This window comes from Sulfitobacter sp. L-8, from assembly GCF_056859255.1.
Genome location: NZ_JBSXOD010000056.1, coordinates 98,168 through 114,190, shown reverse-complemented (window position 1 = coordinate 114,190; position 16,023 = coordinate 98,168). Strand labels below are relative to the sequence as shown.

Here is a 16,023-nt window from a genome sequence, read left to right as displayed (position 1 = left end):
ATCTCCTGTTAGCCACCCATTTCGACGATTACAGCGCCGGCAGCAATCAAAGTCATCAGGGCAATGCGACGCGGCCCCACCGTTTCCTTCAGCACCAGCCAACCGATAAGCGCCGCAAATACGGTCGAGGTTTCGCGTAACACCGCGGCTTCCCCCACCTTGTCAAGCCGCGTGGCCAGCATGATCGAACCAAAGCTGAAAAACGCCACAATCCCGCCGACCACCCCGCGTGCCATCAAAGGGCCCAACGCCGGTCGATGGGCCATCAGTGCCCAGCGCCGCGCGGCAATAAACGGCATCACCAGCCCGTCAATCATGAAAAACCAGGCAAGAAAGGTGAACGGATCACCTGTCGCACGAATACCATATGCATCGAAGGTCGTGTACAGCGCCACGAAAAGGCCGGTTAAAAATGCCAGTCCAAGCGCCGCATTCAGGGTATCGCGTTCCGAAACCAGATACACCATGTTGTACAAGGCCAGCCCGAAGATACCCGCGATCAACACGCCGACACCCAGCCATTGGATCCCGGTAAAGCTTTCGCCAAAGATCAGATACGCGCCGATCACCGTGAACAATGGGCCGGTACCGCGCACGACAGGATAGACAACCGTATAGGCCCCTTTGGTATACGCCCACGCCTGCAACAGCTTGTAGACGATATGGATCGCCCAGGCCCCTGCAAAGATCACCCACATGTGCGGCTCAGGCCACGGCACGACAAACAGCGCAAACGGTGCCGCCATCGCGAAATACGAGAAATCGATCGCCCCTCGGGTCAACCACGGGTCATGGCGGCCCTTTTGCAACGCACCGAATACGGCATGCAGAAACGCCGCCGCCAACGCCAACCACAATGCAGCTTGATGTCCGGCAGCCGTCCCTTCGACCTGCAAAATCCAGTCGTTCACCGGGCGGTCCCTCTAACGCGGATCACCGTGGGTCAAGTCCCATAAGCGCATCGGCAAAGTCCTGTGGATCAAAGGGCTGCAGGTCGTCAATCTGCTCTCCCACGCCGATGGCATGAATGGGCAGACCAAACTTATCCGCCAATGCCACAAGGACACCCCCTTTGGCCGTTCCGTCAAGCTTGGTCATGACCAGACCCGATACCTGGGATATCTCTTGAAACACCTTGACCTGACTCAACGCGTTCTGGCCGGTCGTCGCATCCAGCACCAAAAGTGTGTTGTGGGGCGCGTCGGGGTCTTTCTTGCGAATAACCCGAACGATTTTTGCCAACTCCTCCATCAGATCACCGCGATTTTGCAGCCGTCCGGCGGTGTCGATCAACAGCAGATCCGCACCGTCCCGTTCGGCCTTGCCCATTGCTTCGAACGCCAGGCTCGCGGGATCGGACCCCTGCGATGCAGTCATCACGGGTACGCCCGCGCGATCCCCCCAAACCTGAAGCTGTTCCACGGCTGCCGCGCGAAACGTATCACCAGCAGCAATCACCACGTTTTTACCTGCGGCTTTGAACTGGCTGGCAAGCTTGCCGATGGTCGTCGTTTTCCCTGATCCATTGACACCTACAACCAGCACTACCTGAGGCTTCTTGGCATATAGCGGCAGTGGCTTTGCGATCGGCTCCATGATGCGTGCCACCTCGGTCGCCATCAAGCGTTTGATCTCATCTACCGACAACCGCTTTCCAAATCGACCTTCGGCCATGTTGGCCGTAACCCGCAAGGCGGTATCCACGCCCATGTCGGTTGAGATCAACAGTTCTTCCAATTGCTCCAGCATCTCATCATCTAGAACCCGCCGCACTACCGGAGCAGAGACCTTGCGTCCCATGAGGCGATCCACAAGACCCGCTTTTGCCGAAGGCGCAACCGCTGCCTCGTTCTCGGGCGGGACGCCCGCACTGGACAAAGGTACCGGTTGCGGATCGTCGCTTTCGTCGGCTGGAATCGGTGCCGGCTCGTCATCCACGGCCTCGGGCAGAGTCTCGACAGCGACACCCGGTGCGGCCATCACCTGATCGACAGGAGCATCGTCGGCACCACCGGGCCCATCAACCACGCCCCCATCATCGACAATCGCCTCCAGCCCTTCGTCGATCTTGGACGACGACTTGAATAATTTGGTTTTCAACTTTTTGAAAAAGGCCAACCGTGCTCTCCGAATACTCAGGCGTTTGCCATGATCTATAGGCTCGATGGGCAGGATGGAAGGGTCGCATCTGCGATTGACAGCGTGCCCAGGCTCGCGCACCAAGATTAAATGCGTTTTTTGTTTCTCATTCCCTTTATTTGGCTAGGCCAGATGGTTCAGGCAGAGCCGGACCACCGATTTTGCTCCGGCACCAAATGGGGTCAGTCTCATTGCATCAGGCCCGAATACTTCGTCTATGACACCTGTAACGCAATCCAGATTTTTGCGGATAGACATGGCTTGAATCGCGACTTCTTTGCGCGGCTCATCTGGCAGGAAAGCCGTTTTGATCAAAATGCGCTGAGCCATGCGAACGCGCGCGGTATAGCACAGTTCATACCATCTACCGCTGCGTTGCGGGGTCTGAAAGATCCATACAACCCCGCAGATGCGCTGGAGCATTCGGCGCAATACCTGGCTGAAATGGCAAAGAAATACGGGAACGAAGGCTTGGCCGCGATCGGTTACAACGGCGGGGAACGCCGAGCCGAAGGTTTTCTGGGCGGTGCGGGGCTGGCATCGGAAACGATCGACTATGTGCCGATCATCACCGGGCTAACCGCGGAGCAGTGGCGCGACGCGGCCCCGAAAAACCCGGACTTTCGGCTCTCGAAAACCAAACCCTTCTTGCCCGCGTGTTATGAAATGGCCCGCAACAGACGTATATCCCCCCTCAAAGTCACGCCGCCGAAACCTGTCTTGAAACCGTGGGGTGTCCAGGTTTCATTCGGCAACAGTACGGCTCAAGCCAAAACCAAAGCCACAGCGCAGACCGCAAGCTGCCGCGGGCCATTGAAGGGAAGAAAACTGGATATGGTGTTCAAGAAAAACCGCGTTGCACGCCGCAAGGGGTTTTATTTCGCCCAATACGGATCTGACACCCAATCGGCAGCGCAAGGCCTCTGCGACAAGATGCGCGCGTCGGGATGTGCCTGTTTGGTGGTCAAGAACTAGGGTCGACAGGCAACAAGCGAATCAACTAGCGATGTTCGTGCGGCACCCAGTCCTCGGGGTCGCTGTTCCAGAACCTGTTGGGGTTGTCTTCGTCTGTTCCCCGTACATGTAGGCAACGGAGGCACGGAGCAACGAAAACTACTGGTTCTTCATAAGGATGCGCCGCGTATACCTGTGTGAGAACCTTGATGGTATCGGCCTCATCATCTGGCAGAAAGAACGACACCTCAACGCAAGGGACAGCCATCACGTCGTCGGTCGCCGCATTGCGACCGCTACCAAGGGACCTGAACTGCTGCGATCCTGAAACGGTGCTGAACGTGACGCGGTCATAATCCCCGTACTTTAAATTCGCGACAGCCAGCACGGCATCAATGATCTTTTGCGAGTGGAGTTCTGGGACCTGAACGGTTACCCGGAACCCCTGTTCGGTCTGAAACCGTGGGTTGGTAAGGCGTGGCAGTGTCATTAGGTATTATACCTCGTCCGGGAAATGTTTCATCACCAGCCGGATCGGGTTCGGGGCAGCCTGCCCCAGCCCACAGATTGACGCGTCGACCATCACGGTTGAAAGCTCTTCCAGTAAAGGTTGGTCCCATTTATCAGCCTGCATCAGCTTCACGGCCTTCTCACAGCCCACCCGGCACGGCGTACATTGGCCGCAGCTTTCGTCTTCAAAAAAGCGCAGCATATTCAACGCGGCAGCCTTGGCGCTGTCTTGCTCGGACAAGATCACCACAGCCGCCGACCCGATAAACGATCCATGCGGCTGCAACGTATCAAAATCCAGAACGACGTCCGACATCGACGCCGGTAGCAAGCCTGACGAAGGCCCCCCCGGCTGATAGGCTTTGAACACCTGGCCGTCGGCCATGCCACCGGCCGCATCAATCACATCTGTGATCGTAGATCCGGCGGGCAACACATACATACCGGGTTTTGCGACACGCCCCGAAACTGAATAGCTACGCAATCCTTTGCGGCCGTTTCGCTCGGTACCGTTCAGTACCTGCGGGCCCTCGCGACATACCCGTGTCACCCAATGCAAGGTCTCGACGTTGTGCACCAGCGTCGGGCGACCAAATACCCCGACCTGCGCCACATAAGGGGGCCGGTGGCGCGGCATCCCGCGTTTGCCCTCGATACTTTCGATCATCGCGGATTCTTCACCACAAATATAGGCCCCGGCCCCGCGCCGCAGGTCGATATAACCCGGCGCGACAATCCCCGATGCTTCCAATTCCGCGATTTCCCGACGCAGCACCGCCAAAATCTGGGGGTATTCATCGCGCATATATAAAAATATTTTTTCGGCCTCGATAGCCCATGCGGCGATCAGCATTCCCTCAAGAAACATGTGCGGGTCGCGTTCAAGGTAACAGCGATCCTTGAACGTGCCCGGTTCGCCTTCGTCGCCATTGACCGCCAGATAACGTGGTCCGGGATTGGCGCGCACGAAACCCCATTTCTTGCCAGACGGGAAACCCGCCCCGCCAAGGCCACGCAATCCCGCATCCAGCAGCTTTTGCTGCACCGCTTGCCAATCGCCATTTTTCCGCAGCTCTGTCAGGGTTTCATACCCGCCCTGGCCTGCGTAATCGGCGAAAGTTTCATAATCGGGAAGGTGCACATGGGTGTCGCTTGCCGCGATCACCTTGTGAACCTTTTCAGGTGTCGCGTGGTCGACGAAATTGTGCCCGATTTCAAGCGCGGGGGCCGTGTCGCAGCGCCCCATGCACGGTGCCCGCACCACACGCACCTTCGATGCGTCCAAGCCATCTTCCAGCGCGGCTTTCAACGCCTGCGCACCAGCCAGTTCGCACGAAAGGGAATCGCAGACGCGGATGGTCAGGGCCGGAGGCGGCGCTTCGCCTTCCTTGACCACATCGAAATGCGCATAGAACGTCGCGACCTCGTATACCTCGGCCATGCTCATCCGCATCTCTTCTGCGAGTGCGCGCAGATGTGCCGCCGAAAGATGGCCGTATTCATCCTGGATCAGGTGCAGATGTTCTATCAGCAAATCGGCGCGCCGCGGCTTGTCTCCCAGCAACGCGCGGACCTGTTCCCAAGCGCGATCTTGCAGTTGACGCCCCTTGGTATGAACACGCCCCCGGCCCTTGCCTGATTTCCAGACGCCCGCTTGGGGACGGTCGCTGCCCGAAGTATCGTTATCATCCAATGCCATCTGTCGGCCCCTTCGCAATCCCGTTGCGGTCACGCTATCAAAATCGCGTCCCGCCGCGCAGGCGGAAAACGACGTTTTCCTTACCCTTTACGCGGTGGCTATCACCGCCTGCACCCTTTTGCGGACCACATTTAACCTATAAGAAACTTCTATCTCATAACGGAGAAGTCTCGATGATCTGGTATGCCTTGGCCAGCCTGACGCCAGCGGTTCTTTTGACACTGGCTTTCGTGTTTGGCGGGCCATGGCCCCTTTTGGCTTTGGTGTCGATCTCTGCACTGGTGTTCGTTGTTGACCGTATCCCACACGGCCTGCCCGACGCAGGCACGACGGGGCGCGGATTGAACCTGACGTTGGCAGCAGTGCACTTTGGCTTGTTACCCTTGGGCATCTGGGCACTGGGGGTAGACGATACCTTGACAACCGCAGGCAAGGTCGTGGTTTTCATAGGACTTGGCTTGTACTTCGGTCAGATTTCGAACTCCAACGCGCACGAACTTATACATACGGCATCGCGTTGGCCCCGGCGGCTGGGGGCGGCAGTGTACAGTTCGCTGTTGTATGGCCATCATGTGTCGGCGCACTTACGCGTCCATCACGTTCATGCCGCTACTGATGCTGACCCGAATTCGGCACCATTGGGCGAAGGGTTTTACAGCTATGCGGCGCGCGCTTGGCGCGGTGAGTTTCTTGCCGGGCTACGTGCCGATACGCAACAAAGAGCCCGCCGTGCAGAACCGTCGCACCTGCCCCACCCGTATGTCTATTACCTCACAGGTTCCGCAGCGACACTGGTCGCAGCCGGGCTGATTGCCGGGTGGGAAGGTATTCTGGTGCTGCTGGCACTAGCGTTTTATGCACAAATGCAGTTGCTGTTGTCCGACTACGTTCAGCATTACGGTCTTCGGCGCGACGTTCGCCCGGACGGTCGGCCGGAACCGATCGGTGCCCGACACAGTTGGAACGCCCCTGCATGGTATTCGTCGGCGATGATGCTTAACGCGCCGCGCCATTCAGACCACCATATGCACCCGGCCCGGGCCTTTCCCTCGCTTCGGATTGAACCGGCAACCATGCCGATCCTGCCACGGTCGCTGCCGGTGATGGCGGTTTTGGCGCTGGTCCCCCCGGTCTGGCGGCGGGTCATGGACCGGCGGGTCGCACGTTGGCAATCCTAGCACTGACACAGGTTGATCTGCACTGGATCAGCGCCCTGCTTTCTGGCAGGCTGGTATCATGAAACACTTGGCCGTCCTTTCGCTTACATTGCTGCTTACCGCGCCACTTGCGGCCCAATCTGTCATGACCGCCGAAGAATTTGACAACTACACGCGTGGCAAAACGTTGTTTTACGCTCAAAGCGGTCAGACCTACGGGGCCGAACGCTATCTGAAAAATCGACGCGTCGAATGGTCTTTTCTGGATGGCGAATGCAAACAGGGATCATGGTACGAAGACAACGGATTGATCTGTTTTACCTATGACGACACCCCCGCCCCGCAATGCTGGAGTTTCTCGGCAAGCGCACGCGGGTTGATCGCTAAGTTCGAGAACAATCTGGACACAACAGAGCTTTACGAAGCGCAGGACAGCGACAAAGAGTTTACCTGTCTCGGCCCCAAAGTCGGCGTCTAAAGCTATTGTCGAAAATTCTCCGCGGTTAGTGTTGATTCGCCGCGGTTAGAAAAGCGTCCCCTGCTCGGGCGGGTTGCCAGAGGCTTTGCGTGGCGAGGGTTTGCCGCCCACCTGCATTCTTCCATCGGCGAATTCAATCTCAAGTGACGCGGCATCCTGAGCCGCCTTTTTCGTCGTCACCACATCGCCGTCACCCCGTACAACGGCATAGCCCCGTGCGAGCGTCGATTTGTAACTGAGCGTTTCATGCAGTCGCTCCAGCCCGGCAACCTGTTTGCGCCACCCTTGGGTCTGGCGTTGACCCGCCTCTGAAAGACGGCGCGCAAGAACCTGAAACAACTGGGATTTGCGCATTTGGTCCTGCACCAGTGCTTCCGGTCGAAACCGCACCGTCAAGGCATCCAGCTTACGCTTGTAATCCTGTAGCAGCACCTCGGGGCGAAAGCGCACTGTCGCGGCTTCCAGCTTGCGCCTTTGATCTAGCCCCAAGGCATCGGGACGAAAACGCCCGACGAGTGCCAAAAACCTGCGTTGTTCAGATTGCAGGGCACGGCGCAGCGTACCGGGACGCAAGGCCCCCGACATGTTCGCCAATCGCACATTGCGCTTTTGCACTCCGGCAGTCAGGGCAGGCCCCAACCGAGCGCCAAGCATGTCCAGCTTTTGCCGGGGCCCATCAAGCAACGTGTCGGGGCGCGGCAAAGCCCGGCCCATGTCACGCAACCGCTGGTCACGGCGGATCAGCCCTTGGCTCAGCGCGTGGGTCATGCGGGCCTCTTGCCCGTCCAGCCAGGCAACCAGTTCATGCCGCACCGGCACGGCCAGCTCTGCGGCCGCGGTGGGTGTCGGGGCCCGCCGGTCCGACACGTAATCGATCAGCGTGGTATCGGTTTCATGCCCGACAGCCGAAATCAGCGGAATGTCGGATGCCGCAGCGGCACGGGCGACGATTTCCTCGTTGAAACCCCAAAGGTCTTCGACAGATCCGCCGCCCCGCGCCACGATAAGCAGGTCGGGCCTGGGAAGCGCACCGCCCGGGCTGAGTGCATTGAAACCCTGGATGGCACGCGCGACCTCGGGGGCACATTTCGCGCCCTGTACGGCCACGGGCCAGATCAACACCTTGCGCGGAAACCGGTCGCGCAACCGATGCAGGATATCGCGGATGACCGCCCCCGAAGGTGAGGTCACGACGCCGATCACATCCGGCAAGTACGGAAGCGGCCGCTTGCGTTCAGGCTTGAACAAGCCTTCAGCCGCCAGCGCAGCCTTGCGTTTTTCCAGCAGCGCCATCAAGGCACCCATCCCGGCTGGTTTGATGTCTTCGATCACGATCTGGTATTTTGACTGGCCGCCAAAAGTGGTCACGCGTCCGGTCGCGATCACCTCCATCCCTTCTTCCGGTTGGGTTTCGAGCCGTGCGGACACCCCTTTCCAGATCACCCCTGAGATGACGGAACTGTCATCCTTGAGGTCAAGATATATGTGCCCGGACCGAGGTCGGCTGACACGCCCGACTTCGCCCCGAATCCTGACGTGGCCAAATTCCCCTTCAATTACGCGTTTGATCGCCCCCGAAAGCTCGGTCACGGTGAATTCAGGGCTGTTCTGGCCCTGTCGGGGGTCGTCGATCAGATCCATCCGGGTGTCCTTGTTTCTTTGTTGGTCCCAGCTTAGAACGCATAGCATTCAAGGCCAAGGGAGTGCGACCATGAACATCCTAATTCTGGGCAGTGGCGGGCGCGAGCACAGTCTCGCTTGGGCAGTATTGCAGAACCCCAAATGTGACAAGCTTATCGTGGCACCGGGCAATGCCGGGATTGCCGCTATCGCGGACTGCGCGTCTCTCGATATCAACGACGGGCCAGAGGTTGTTGGATTCGTTGACGAAAACAACATCGACTTTGTAATCATCGGACCAGAAGCGCCACTGGCCGCCGGCGTCGCCGACGATTTGCGCGCCGCAGGTATTCTTGTGTTTGGCCCGTCCAAAGCAGCAGCTGCACTTGAGGCGTCAAAAGCATTTACCAAGGAAATCTGCGCTGCGGCCAAAGCTCCGACCGCAGCGTACGGCCATTTCACCGATGCCGCTTCGGCGCACGCCTATCTGGCGCAGCACCCTGCACCGATTGTCATCAAGGCCGACGGGCTTGCGGCGGGCAAAGGCGTGATCATCGCGCAGACCGACGCCGAAGCCGCAGCAGCGGTGGATACCATGTTCGACGGCACTTTCGGCCAAGCGGGGGCTGAGGTGGTGATCGAGGAATTCATGGAGGGCGAGGAAGCTTCGTTTTTTGTGTTGTGCGACGGTGCGACCGTGTTGCCGATCGGCACGGCCCAGGACCACAAGCGGGTCGGTGACGGCGACACCGGACCGAATACAGGGGGGATGGGCGCGTATTCCCCCGCCCCGGTCCTGACCGATGCGATCGCCGAGCGCGCGCTGGACGAGATCATTCGCCCGACCATGGCCGAAATGGCAAAACGCGGCACCCCATATCAAGGGGTTCTCTATGCGGGGCTCATGATCAAGGACGGTGCGCCGCGACTGGTTGAATACAACGCGCGGTTCGGTGACCCGGAATGCCAGGTTCTGATGATGCGCCTGGGTGCGCAGGCGTTCGATCTTTTACACGCAGCGGCAGAATCGCGTCTGGGGGAAATGCGGGTGAACTGGGCCGAGGATCATGCGGTGACCGTGGTGATGGCGGCACGAGGCTATCCGGGAGCCTATGAGAAAGGCAGCCCGATCACGGGCCTGGACCGCCTGCCGGAAGACAGCAGCCACATGGTCTTTCATGCCGGGACCGCGGAACAGGACGGCCAGATCGTTTCGGCGGGCGGTCGAGTGTTGAATGTCACGGTACGGGGCGACAGTTTGGCCGACGCACAGGCCAAAGCGTATCGTCTGGTCGAGGCAATTGATTGGCCCGGCGGCTTTTACCGACGCGATATCGGCTGGCGCGCGTTGTCTTAGAGGCGGTTACCGGGGGCTGGCCCCCGGACCCCCAGGATTTTTGACCATTTGGAAGTTAAACCCGCTTGCGGCAGGGTCTGTACGCGGTCATTCAGGGGCAAGAGTACAGGCTTGTGCTTTGGTCACGTTGTCATCCGTGAACGGAACCGAGAAAGGGACCGGCACAAGCATACGGTCTTGCAGTCCGAGAGCCACCATCGGGCTGTCGCCTGTGTCACGCCAAGGCATTTGAGCCAGAAGGATTTGCGGGCCGTCGCCGCAATCGCGGATACCGCCGGCGATTAGCCGGTCCCCGATCCGGTGATTGGTAAAGCCGCTTGTCGTGGCGATTGTTTCAAGCTCGGTACCGTCATAGGCAAGCAGTTCGACCCGCCCCGCAAGGTGCGGGGTTACGACCATCGCGACTTCGAGGCGTCCATCGCCGGTGAAGTCGGCCGCTCCGATCGGTGCCAGCCATCGATTTTTCCGGCCGATGTGTTCGGTCCGGGCGAGCCGTCCTGATGGTCCATAGATTGCCAGACGCGCCCCGCGTGTCAGGCTGGTTTCCACCACGATGACTTCGGGAGAGCCGTCCTGGTCGAGGTCTGCAAGTCGGGGTGACGTATCTTCGTAGACCAGGGTTTCGGGTAGGACGAAACGGCGCGTGGTCGCGTTATCGAGCGTCACCTCGAGAGCGCCCCATTCCACGGCATCACCGAGAATACCATGATCATAGCGGGTGGTCGGATCCGTGTAGCGTGCGCTGATGATGGTTTCGGCCGCGCTTGCGTTTGGCCATACAGAAACGGCCAAGGATGCGGCGGCCGCAAGCCGCGCCAGGCTCAGCATTATATCTGCTTTTCCGGCATCTGTACGCGCAAACCGTCCAGCGCGTCGGTGACTTTGATCTGGCAGGTCAGACGTGAACGCTCGGGATCGGGCTCGTAGGCGAAATCGAGCATATCCTCTTCCATGTCGTCTTTTGCGGGGACTTTCTCGACCCAGTCGGGGTCGATGTATACGTGACAGGTCGAGCATGCACAGGCCCCGCCGCAATCGGCTTCGATGCCCGGTATGTTATTGTCGCGCGCGCCTTCCATGACAGTCAGGCCATTGGCGACATCGACAACATGTTCTGTGCCATTGTGTTCTACATAGGTTATTTTGGCCATGACGTGCCCTTTCCGATCAAAAGAATTTGACCCTGTGTACCCAGCCCGCCAGGGCTTCGCCAGTCCCTTTTGACCATGATCCGCACCGGACGTCGCAAAACACCTGCACGGACCGTCAATGATCTAGGCATCGCTTTTAAAAGCCGTTAGCTTGGGGGGAATTATCAGACCTTCAAAGGCAGGGGCGTGCAGTTCTTATCAAACGCAAGACTAATCACCGCGCCAGCGCTGATCATCAGCATGGTCGCGCTGTCGAGCTGTGGCCAACCTCAAGAACCCGTGCAGGCTGACGAGCCGGGGGTGCGCGAGGCGACCAGTCAGGGCCCGGCAGGCGCACCACCCGGCACCTGCTGGGGCCGCACGATATCGCCCGCCGTGATCGAGACCGTGACCAAACAGCGACAGGTCAAGCCGGCGCAGATCAGCGCGACCGGCGAAATACAGACCTTGCCTGTTTACAAAACAGAAACGCTCCAGGAAATCGTGAGGTCAAGGCAGGATAACTGGTTTGAGACACCCTGCCCCGATCAATGGACGCCAGACTTCATTTCGACCCTGCAACGCGCCCTGGAGGCGCGCGAGGCGTATGATGGCGACATAACAGGGGCGTTGGATGACCCGACACGTCGAGCCATGCGGCGTTACCAGATAGGTTTGGGCGGGCCTGACAGCCCCGTACTGGCGCTGGACACAGCCAGGGCGCTTGGCCTGATAGCCGTCGAACGCACCTCCTAGAAACTGGGTTCTGGCGAACAGTTACGGCGCGAATTTCATGGGGAGAGTGAAGTTATACCGCCCTGCGGTCACCCCCGCGGGGGCAGCGGGAAGCCGGGCTGCCTTGACCGCGGCAACGGCGGCGCGATCGATTTGGGCCACGCCGGACGAACGCTGCACCGCGATCCCCGCCACCGCGCCGCTATTATGAACCGCGATGGACAATGTGACCGTTCCCCGGGCGCGCGTCCCTGCGGGATAGCGTTTGCGCCGTTCGATACTGCTGCGGATTTTGCCCCCCCACTGTGCCATTAGTTTGGGGCTGCTGGTTTGTTTTTTCCGGGAAGCCGAGCCGGTGCTGGATCTTTCCTTGGACGCTCCGGCACCGGCTCCGGCAGCTTTTTGAGGTTTGGCACCTTGCGAAGATTTGTGTGCCGCGGTTTTGGGTCCCGTGGTTTTGGGTGGAGCGGTTTTGGGGGCGATCCTCGGCTGCGCTTGGCTGGCCGGAGGGGTCGTCTGCAAAGGCCGCAAGCGCGGCCGGGTCTTGGCCAGCTCGGGCTGCGGGGGGGGTGGTACGCTGTGGTCAATCTGGGGCAAGGACTGCGCGGGATGCTCCAAGACCGGCAAAGCGGCGCGGGGATTGGGTAGGTAGGTGTCATCGTGGGTAAACGACGGCGCGGACGTATCATCGCCACCAGGTGCAGGAACAACCACCCGCTGCACCAGATCCGGCGGGCGGTCCCACTGCGCGACCATCATCTGCACCGAAGCGGAGGCCGCAGTCAGCGTCACTGTTGCATCGCCTGCCTCTCCGGCTGGCATGTCGGTACCCGCCCCCCAATACCCCACAGAGAGATGCAAAGCGGTGGCGGCCCCCAGAAAAGCAAGAAACTCGACGACATTTTTCATGGCACGCGTATCGCTATTTCGATCTGTGTATGGCCGATCCGCGCCAACCTGGACACCACCCGTGCCAGTTTTTGCGCCGAAAGGTCAGCGTCAGCCCGCAGGGTCACGGTGCTGACGGCAGGTTGAGCGGCAAGCACTGCCCAAGCGGCATCGTTCAACGCGCCCTGGAACGAGACCTCTCCGCTTGCGGAAACATAGATGTCCATTTCGCCCGCGACGGCGATTTGGGCGTCCGTTTCAGGCAAACTTACATCAAATGGCGGAGCAGGCATGATCGTGGCCGACATCATGAAGAAGATCAGCAGCAGAAATACCACATTGATCATCGGGACCACGGATTCGGATGCGGATCGTCGGGGGGGCATGGAAAATCGCATCGGGTTACTCCACCACCACCAGCCTGGCAAAACCGGCGCGTTCCAGGACCTGCGCCACGTCAAGCAAACGCTGGACCGACGCACCGTCTGCGGCGCGCAGCACAACCGTATCTTCCCGCGTGGTCGTCAACGGCGTCAGTGCTTCGGCCAAGCCGGACAACGCGACCAATCTGCCGTTCAGCGCCAGGGTGTCCGCGGAAATATCAACCAGGCGTGGCGGCCCGGCATAGCCATCACCCGCACCTGCGCCCGACAGGCGCACTGCTGCATCCTGGCCAAATTGCGACGCCAGCATGAAGAACACCAACAGCAGGAATACCACATCGATCATCGGGGTTAGGCTGGGCCTGCGGCTGCGCCGCTGTGGGGCGAAGACAAACATCAGGCCGCTGCATCGTGCTGAATGAACATCCGTGTGGCGATATCCTCCAGATCGCGCTGCACACGCTCGGCAATGGCCTCGAACCAGCTCAGCGCGACGGCGGCAGGGATCGCCACCGCCATGCCAGCGGCTGTGGTCAGGAGCGCCTCCCATATGCCGCCCGCCAGCACCGACGGGTCGGCTTGACCGCCGGTGGTTTCAAGCGCCTGGAAGGCTTCGATCATCCCCAGAACAGTGCCCAGAAGCCCGATCAGCGGGGCTATGGTCACGATCAGCTCCAGCGGGCGCAAACCGCCGCGCATCTGCGCAAGGTGTCGCTGGGCCAGGCGCGTCACTTCTTCGCGCGCAAGCGCCTCTGGAAAGCGACGCGCCGTAGCAACCTCGGCTGCGAAACGCGAACGCAGCCCTTTGGGGTTGGTGAAATCACGTGCCGCGAGCATCTTCTCCGCCTGCCCGGCCGACCAGGCACCCATCAGCGACAGACGCCAAAGCTTCCAAAGAACGATCGCCATGACCAATATGGACAAGACGGCAATTGCCCATAAGGCGGGCCCGCCCGTATTCAGGAACTCAAGCATTTGCGGGGTCATTGCAAAACCTCCAACGGTTGAAAGATTATGCCGTTTGGCGTGTCTTCAAGATGGGCGCTGATCCCAAAGGCGGCCTTGATCAAATCGGGAGTCAGGACTGCACGCGCGGGTCCGTCAGCCGCGATGCCGCCTTGGCCCAGGATCACCAGACGGGTACAGTGACGGGCTGCCATTCCAAGATCGTGCAGCGATACCAGAACCGACTTGCCCTCGGTCGCCAAAGCAGCAAAGCTTTGCATCGTGGCAATCTGGTGGGCCGGATCCAACCCGGCGGTGGGTTCATCGGCCATCAGCAACGGAGCTTCCTGCGCCAGGCTGCGGGCAATCAGTACGCGGGCCTGTTCCCCCCCCGACAACTGTGTTGCGACACGTTGCCGATAATCGCCAAGGTCCATCCGCCCGATCGCCCTGTCGACGGCGCGGTGGTCCGCATCGGTCAGTTTTTGCCCCGCCCCAAGATAGGGGGTACGCCCCAGCCGGATCAGCGTTTCCACGCGAACCGGCCATGCGATCTCTCTTGCTTGTGGCATCCACGCGGCGTTGCGGCCCCGTTCCCGCGCCGGCAGGGCCGCCAGCGAACTGTAGCCTTCCGAAGGAATCAAGCCGAGCGCTGCGCGCATCAACGTGGTTTTACCTGCCCCGTTTGGCCCGATCAGCCCTACAACTTCGCCGGCCTCTATGGAAAGATCGATACCGCGCAGCACACATTTGCCACCCCTGCGTACCGAGAAACCCTTCAGACATAGCAACGTCATAGCCCTGACCTCCGCGTGCGATAAATCAGATGCAGGAACAGCGGTGCCCCGACCAGCGCCGTGACAACGCCCAGTTTGAGGTCTCTCTCCGGTATCACCACGCGTACCAAAATATCCGCGGCAAGGATCATCCCCGCCCCGCCCAGTGTGGACGCCCAAAGCAACGCGCCCGGACGCGCCTGCACGAAGCCGCGCAAAAGATGTGGCATGACCAGCCCGACAAAGCCGATGGCCCCTGCCACTGCAGTGGACGCGCCCACCACAGCAGCTGTGCCCAGGATGACCGACAGGCGCAGTCGGGTCAGGTTGATCCCCATGGCTTCGGCGGCATCTTCGCCCAATGTCAAAGCGTCCAGTCCACGTGACAAAGTCGCCAGAAGACCGGCCCCCAACACGATCAGCGGCAATGATATCCAGACATGAAGCATGGACCGGTCAGCCAGTGATCCCATCATCCAGAAAACGATCTCGCTTGCTGCATACGGGTTCGGCGACAGGTTCAGCACAAGCGATGTCAGCGCCCCGGCAAATGCGGAAATTGCGATGCCAGCAAGAATAAGCGCCAGCGACGATCCACGAGGCCCCGCCAGCAGCAACACAAGCAACACCCCCGTCAGGGCACCGACCAGTGCCATCAGAGGCAGCGCAAGGAAAAACGCGGCTGCAAGCCCGGTCTGGATCGAAATCACCGCGCCCAAGGCAGCTGACCCCGACACTCCGATCAACCCCGGGTCAGCCAGCGGGTTGCGCAGGTAGCCTTGCATCGCCGCACCTGCCAACCCCAACGATCCACCGATAAGTACCGCCAGCAGTGCACGGGGCAGCCGGATCTCGCGCATGACGACCGTCATCGGCCCCCCGTCCCCCGCGACCAGTGCCCGCAGACTGTGTCCGATGGTCGCCTCGGCTGGGCCGATCAGCAGGGAAACGGTGAAAAGCGCCGCGACGATGGCCCACAAGGTCAGGGCAAGTCGGCTCATGACGCCGCACCCTGCATGGATACCCGCGTCTTGGCCAAGTCCAGCCCACTATATAACCCGGTCAGACCTGTGGCCCCGTCCCCCACCTGCGGCGGCATCACGATCAGACCATGCGAGCTGTGTTTCAAAACAAATTCTCCCTTTGTGTCGCAACCGCCTCGGGCTGCCTGGCAACTAAAAGGCCGACAAAGGTTTCCCACGCGCCGACGGTAAAGCCACCACAGCGGAGTGTCCGCAGCCGATGCGCCCCT

19 protein-coding genes are annotated in these 16,023 nt (G+C 60.2%); 5 read left to right on the top strand and 14 right to left on the bottom strand.

Annotated features, from left to right (window positions below; translation table 11 throughout):
• Nucleotides 1-8 precede the first annotated feature (8 nt).
• Complete coding sequence (locus tag AC13DE_RS17310) at nt 9-911, bottom strand: DMT family transporter (RefSeq protein WP_446297114.1); 903 nt, start codon at nt 909-911, stop codon at nt 9-11.
• A 22-nt stretch (nt 912-933) separates the two neighbouring features.
• Nucleotides 934-2,118 (bottom strand): signal recognition particle-docking protein FtsY, encoded by a 1,185-nt coding sequence (gene ftsY, locus AC13DE_RS17305; protein ID WP_446315777.1) that lies wholly within the window; start codon nt 2,116-2,118, stop codon nt 934-936.
• Nucleotides 2,119-2,229: 111 nt separating this feature from the next.
• On the opposite strand from ftsY, the gene AC13DE_RS17300 reads away from it, so the two are divergent.
• Nucleotides 2,230-3,114: a lytic transglycosylase domain-containing protein gene (locus AC13DE_RS17300; RefSeq protein WP_446297116.1), complete on the top strand. Its 885-nt coding sequence runs from the start codon at nt 2,230-2,232 to the stop codon at nt 3,112-3,114.
• A gap of 25 nt (nt 3,115-3,139) precedes the next feature.
• On the opposite strand, the gene AC13DE_RS17295 is transcribed toward AC13DE_RS17300, so the two are convergent.
• Both AC13DE_RS17295 and AC13DE_RS17290 read right to left on the bottom strand, forming a co-directional pair.
• Nucleotides 3,140-3,583 carry a YqfO family protein gene (locus tag AC13DE_RS17295; protein WP_483048539.1) on the bottom strand — a complete coding sequence of 148 codons (444 nt, stop codon included), beginning with the start codon at nt 3,581-3,583 and terminating at the stop codon, nt 3,140-3,142.
• Nucleotides 3,584-3,589: 6 nt separating this feature from the next.
• Nucleotides 3,590-5,302 carry an NAD(P)H-dependent oxidoreductase subunit E gene (locus tag AC13DE_RS17290; protein ID WP_483048538.1) on the bottom strand — a complete coding sequence of 571 codons (1,713 nt, stop codon included), beginning with the start codon at nt 5,300-5,302 and terminating at the stop codon, nt 3,590-3,592.
• A 173-nt stretch (nt 5,303-5,475) separates the two neighbouring features.
• On the opposite strand from AC13DE_RS17290, the gene AC13DE_RS17285 reads away from it, so the two are divergent.
• Together AC13DE_RS17285 and AC13DE_RS17280 are read left to right on the top strand one after the other, a co-directional pair.
• On the top strand, nt 5,476-6,480 hold the full coding sequence (locus tag AC13DE_RS17285) for an alkane 1-monooxygenase (protein WP_483048537.1): 1,005 nt from the start codon (nt 5,476-5,478) through the stop codon (nt 6,478-6,480).
• 58 nt (nt 6,481-6,538) lie between these two features.
• A complete protein-coding gene (locus AC13DE_RS17280) occupies nt 6,539-6,937 on the top strand; it encodes a hypothetical protein (RefSeq protein WP_483048536.1) in 399 nt (132 codons plus the stop codon).
• A 45-nt stretch (nt 6,938-6,982) separates the two neighbouring features.
• Here the strand turns inward: AC13DE_RS17280 and xseA are convergent, their stop codons facing one another.
• Nucleotides 6,983-8,578 (bottom strand): exodeoxyribonuclease VII large subunit, encoded by a 1,596-nt coding sequence (gene xseA, locus AC13DE_RS17275; protein WP_483048535.1) that lies wholly within the window; start codon nt 8,576-8,578, stop codon nt 6,983-6,985.
• A 70-nt stretch (nt 8,579-8,648) separates the two neighbouring features.
• Here xseA and purD point away from each other — a divergent pair, with 70 nt between their 5' ends.
• The gene (purD, locus tag AC13DE_RS17270) at nt 8,649-9,914 is read left to right on the top strand and encodes a phosphoribosylamine--glycine ligase (RefSeq protein WP_483048534.1); all 1,266 of its coding nucleotides are present in this window, start codon (nt 8,649-8,651) and stop codon (nt 9,912-9,914) included.
• Between the two features lie 87 nt (nt 9,915-10,001).
• Here purD and AC13DE_RS17265 read toward each other — a convergent pair whose 3' ends face one another.
• Together AC13DE_RS17265 and AC13DE_RS17260 are read right to left on the bottom strand one after the other, a co-directional pair.
• Nucleotides 10,002-10,742: an FG-GAP repeat domain-containing protein gene (locus tag AC13DE_RS17265; protein ID WP_483048533.1), complete on the bottom strand. Its 741-nt coding sequence runs from the start codon at nt 10,740-10,742 to the stop codon at nt 10,002-10,004.
• Nucleotides 10,742-11,065 carry a 2Fe-2S iron-sulfur cluster-binding protein gene (locus tag AC13DE_RS17260; protein WP_483048532.1) on the bottom strand — a complete coding sequence of 108 codons (324 nt, stop codon included), beginning with the start codon at nt 11,063-11,065 and terminating at the stop codon, nt 10,742-10,744. Before AC13DE_RS17260 ends, AC13DE_RS17265 begins: the two co-directional genes overlap by 1 nt.
• A 186-nt stretch (nt 11,066-11,251) precedes the next feature.
• On the opposite strand from AC13DE_RS17260, the gene AC13DE_RS17255 reads away from it, so the two are divergent.
• The gene (locus AC13DE_RS17255) at nt 11,252-11,800 is read left to right on the top strand and encodes a peptidoglycan-binding domain-containing protein (protein ID WP_483048531.1); all 549 of its coding nucleotides are present in this window, start codon (nt 11,252-11,254) and stop codon (nt 11,798-11,800) included.
• 21 nt (nt 11,801-11,821) lie between these two features.
• Here AC13DE_RS17255 and AC13DE_RS17250 read toward each other — a convergent pair whose 3' ends face one another.
• The 7 genes from AC13DE_RS17250 to AC13DE_RS17220 are packed head-to-tail and all read right to left on the bottom strand — an operon-like array spanning nt 11,822 to nt 15,900.
• On the bottom strand, nt 11,822-12,688 hold the full coding sequence (locus AC13DE_RS17250) for an energy transducer TonB family protein (RefSeq protein ID WP_483048530.1): 867 nt from the start codon (nt 12,686-12,688) through the stop codon (nt 11,822-11,824).
• Entirely contained in the window at nt 12,685-13,065 is a 381-nt protein-coding gene (locus tag AC13DE_RS17245; protein ID WP_483048529.1) for an ExbD/TolR family protein, read from the bottom strand. Before AC13DE_RS17245 ends, AC13DE_RS17250 begins: the two co-directional genes overlap by 4 nt.
• A 4-nt stretch (nt 13,066-13,069) precedes the next feature.
• The gene (locus tag AC13DE_RS17240; protein WP_483048528.1) at nt 13,070-13,447 is read right to left on the bottom strand and encodes an ExbD/TolR family protein; all 378 of its coding nucleotides are present in this window, start codon (nt 13,445-13,447) and stop codon (nt 13,070-13,072) included.
• Nucleotides 13,447-14,037, bottom strand: coding sequence for a MotA/TolQ/ExbB proton channel family protein (locus AC13DE_RS17235; protein WP_483048527.1), 591 nt, complete (start codon nt 14,035-14,037; stop codon nt 13,447-13,449). The genes AC13DE_RS17240 and AC13DE_RS17235 overlap by 1 nt, the downstream gene beginning before the upstream one ends.
• On the bottom strand, nt 14,034-14,792 hold the full coding sequence (locus AC13DE_RS17230; protein ID WP_483048526.1) for an ABC transporter ATP-binding protein: 759 nt from the start codon (nt 14,790-14,792) through the stop codon (nt 14,034-14,036). Before AC13DE_RS17230 ends, AC13DE_RS17235 begins: the two co-directional genes overlap by 4 nt.
• The gene (locus tag AC13DE_RS17225; RefSeq protein WP_483048525.1) at nt 14,789-15,772 is read right to left on the bottom strand and encodes a FecCD family ABC transporter permease; all 984 of its coding nucleotides are present in this window, start codon (nt 15,770-15,772) and stop codon (nt 14,789-14,791) included. The genes AC13DE_RS17230 and AC13DE_RS17225 overlap by 4 nt, the downstream gene beginning before the upstream one ends.
• Nucleotides 15,769-15,900, bottom strand: a complete 132-nt coding sequence (locus tag AC13DE_RS17220; RefSeq protein ID WP_483048524.1) for a hypothetical protein — start codon at nt 15,898-15,900, stop codon at nt 15,769-15,771. The genes AC13DE_RS17225 and AC13DE_RS17220 overlap by 4 nt, the downstream gene beginning before the upstream one ends.
• Nucleotides 15,901-16,023: the final 123 nt, after the last annotated feature.

What these genes read in the sequence shown, in the direction of transcription:
- AC13DE_RS17300 (WP_446297116.1), top strand. Translation starts at nt 2,230, where the DNA reads ATGCGTTTTTTGTTTCTCATTCCCTTTATTTGGCTAGGCCAGATGGTT.
- AC13DE_RS17295 (WP_483048539.1), bottom strand. Translation starts at nt 3,583, where the DNA reads ATGACACTGCCACGCCTTACCAACCCACGGTTTCAGACCGAACAGGGG.
- AC13DE_RS17290 (WP_483048538.1), bottom strand. Translation starts at nt 5,302, where the DNA reads ATGGCATTGGATGATAACGATACTTCGGGCAGCGACCGTCCCCAAGCG.
- AC13DE_RS17285 (WP_483048537.1), top strand. Translation starts at nt 5,476, where the DNA reads ATGATCTGGTATGCCTTGGCCAGCCTGACGCCAGCGGTTCTTTTGACA.
- AC13DE_RS17280 (WP_483048536.1), top strand. Translation starts at nt 6,539, where the DNA reads ATGAAACACTTGGCCGTCCTTTCGCTTACATTGCTGCTTACCGCGCCA.
- xseA (WP_483048535.1), bottom strand. Translation starts at nt 8,578, where the DNA reads ATGGATCTGATCGACGACCCCCGACAGGGCCAGAACAGCCCTGAATTC.
- purD (WP_483048534.1), top strand. Translation starts at nt 8,649, where the DNA reads ATGAACATCCTAATTCTGGGCAGTGGCGGGCGCGAGCACAGTCTCGCT.
- AC13DE_RS17265 (WP_483048533.1), bottom strand. Translation starts at nt 10,742, where the DNA reads ATGCTGAGCCTGGCGCGGCTTGCGGCCGCCGCATCCTTGGCCGTTTCT.
- AC13DE_RS17260 (WP_483048532.1), bottom strand. Translation starts at nt 11,065, where the DNA reads ATGGCCAAAATAACCTATGTAGAACACAATGGCACAGAACATGTTGTC.
- AC13DE_RS17250 (WP_483048530.1), bottom strand. Translation starts at nt 12,688, where the DNA reads ATGAAAAATGTCGTCGAGTTTCTTGCTTTTCTGGGGGCCGCCACCGCT.
- AC13DE_RS17245 (WP_483048529.1), bottom strand. Translation starts at nt 13,065, where the DNA reads ATGCGATTTTCCATGCCCCCCCGACGATCCGCATCCGAATCCGTGGTC.
- AC13DE_RS17240 (WP_483048528.1), bottom strand. Translation starts at nt 13,447, where the DNA reads ATGTTTGTCTTCGCCCCACAGCGGCGCAGCCGCAGGCCCAGCCTAACC.
- AC13DE_RS17235 (WP_483048527.1), bottom strand. Translation starts at nt 14,037, where the DNA reads ATGACCCCGCAAATGCTTGAGTTCCTGAATACGGGCGGGCCCGCCTTA.
- AC13DE_RS17230 (WP_483048526.1), bottom strand. Translation starts at nt 14,792, where the DNA reads ATGACGTTGCTATGTCTGAAGGGTTTCTCGGTACGCAGGGGTGGCAAA.
- AC13DE_RS17225 (WP_483048525.1), bottom strand. Translation starts at nt 15,772, where the DNA reads ATGAGCCGACTTGCCCTGACCTTGTGGGCCATCGTCGCGGCGCTTTTC.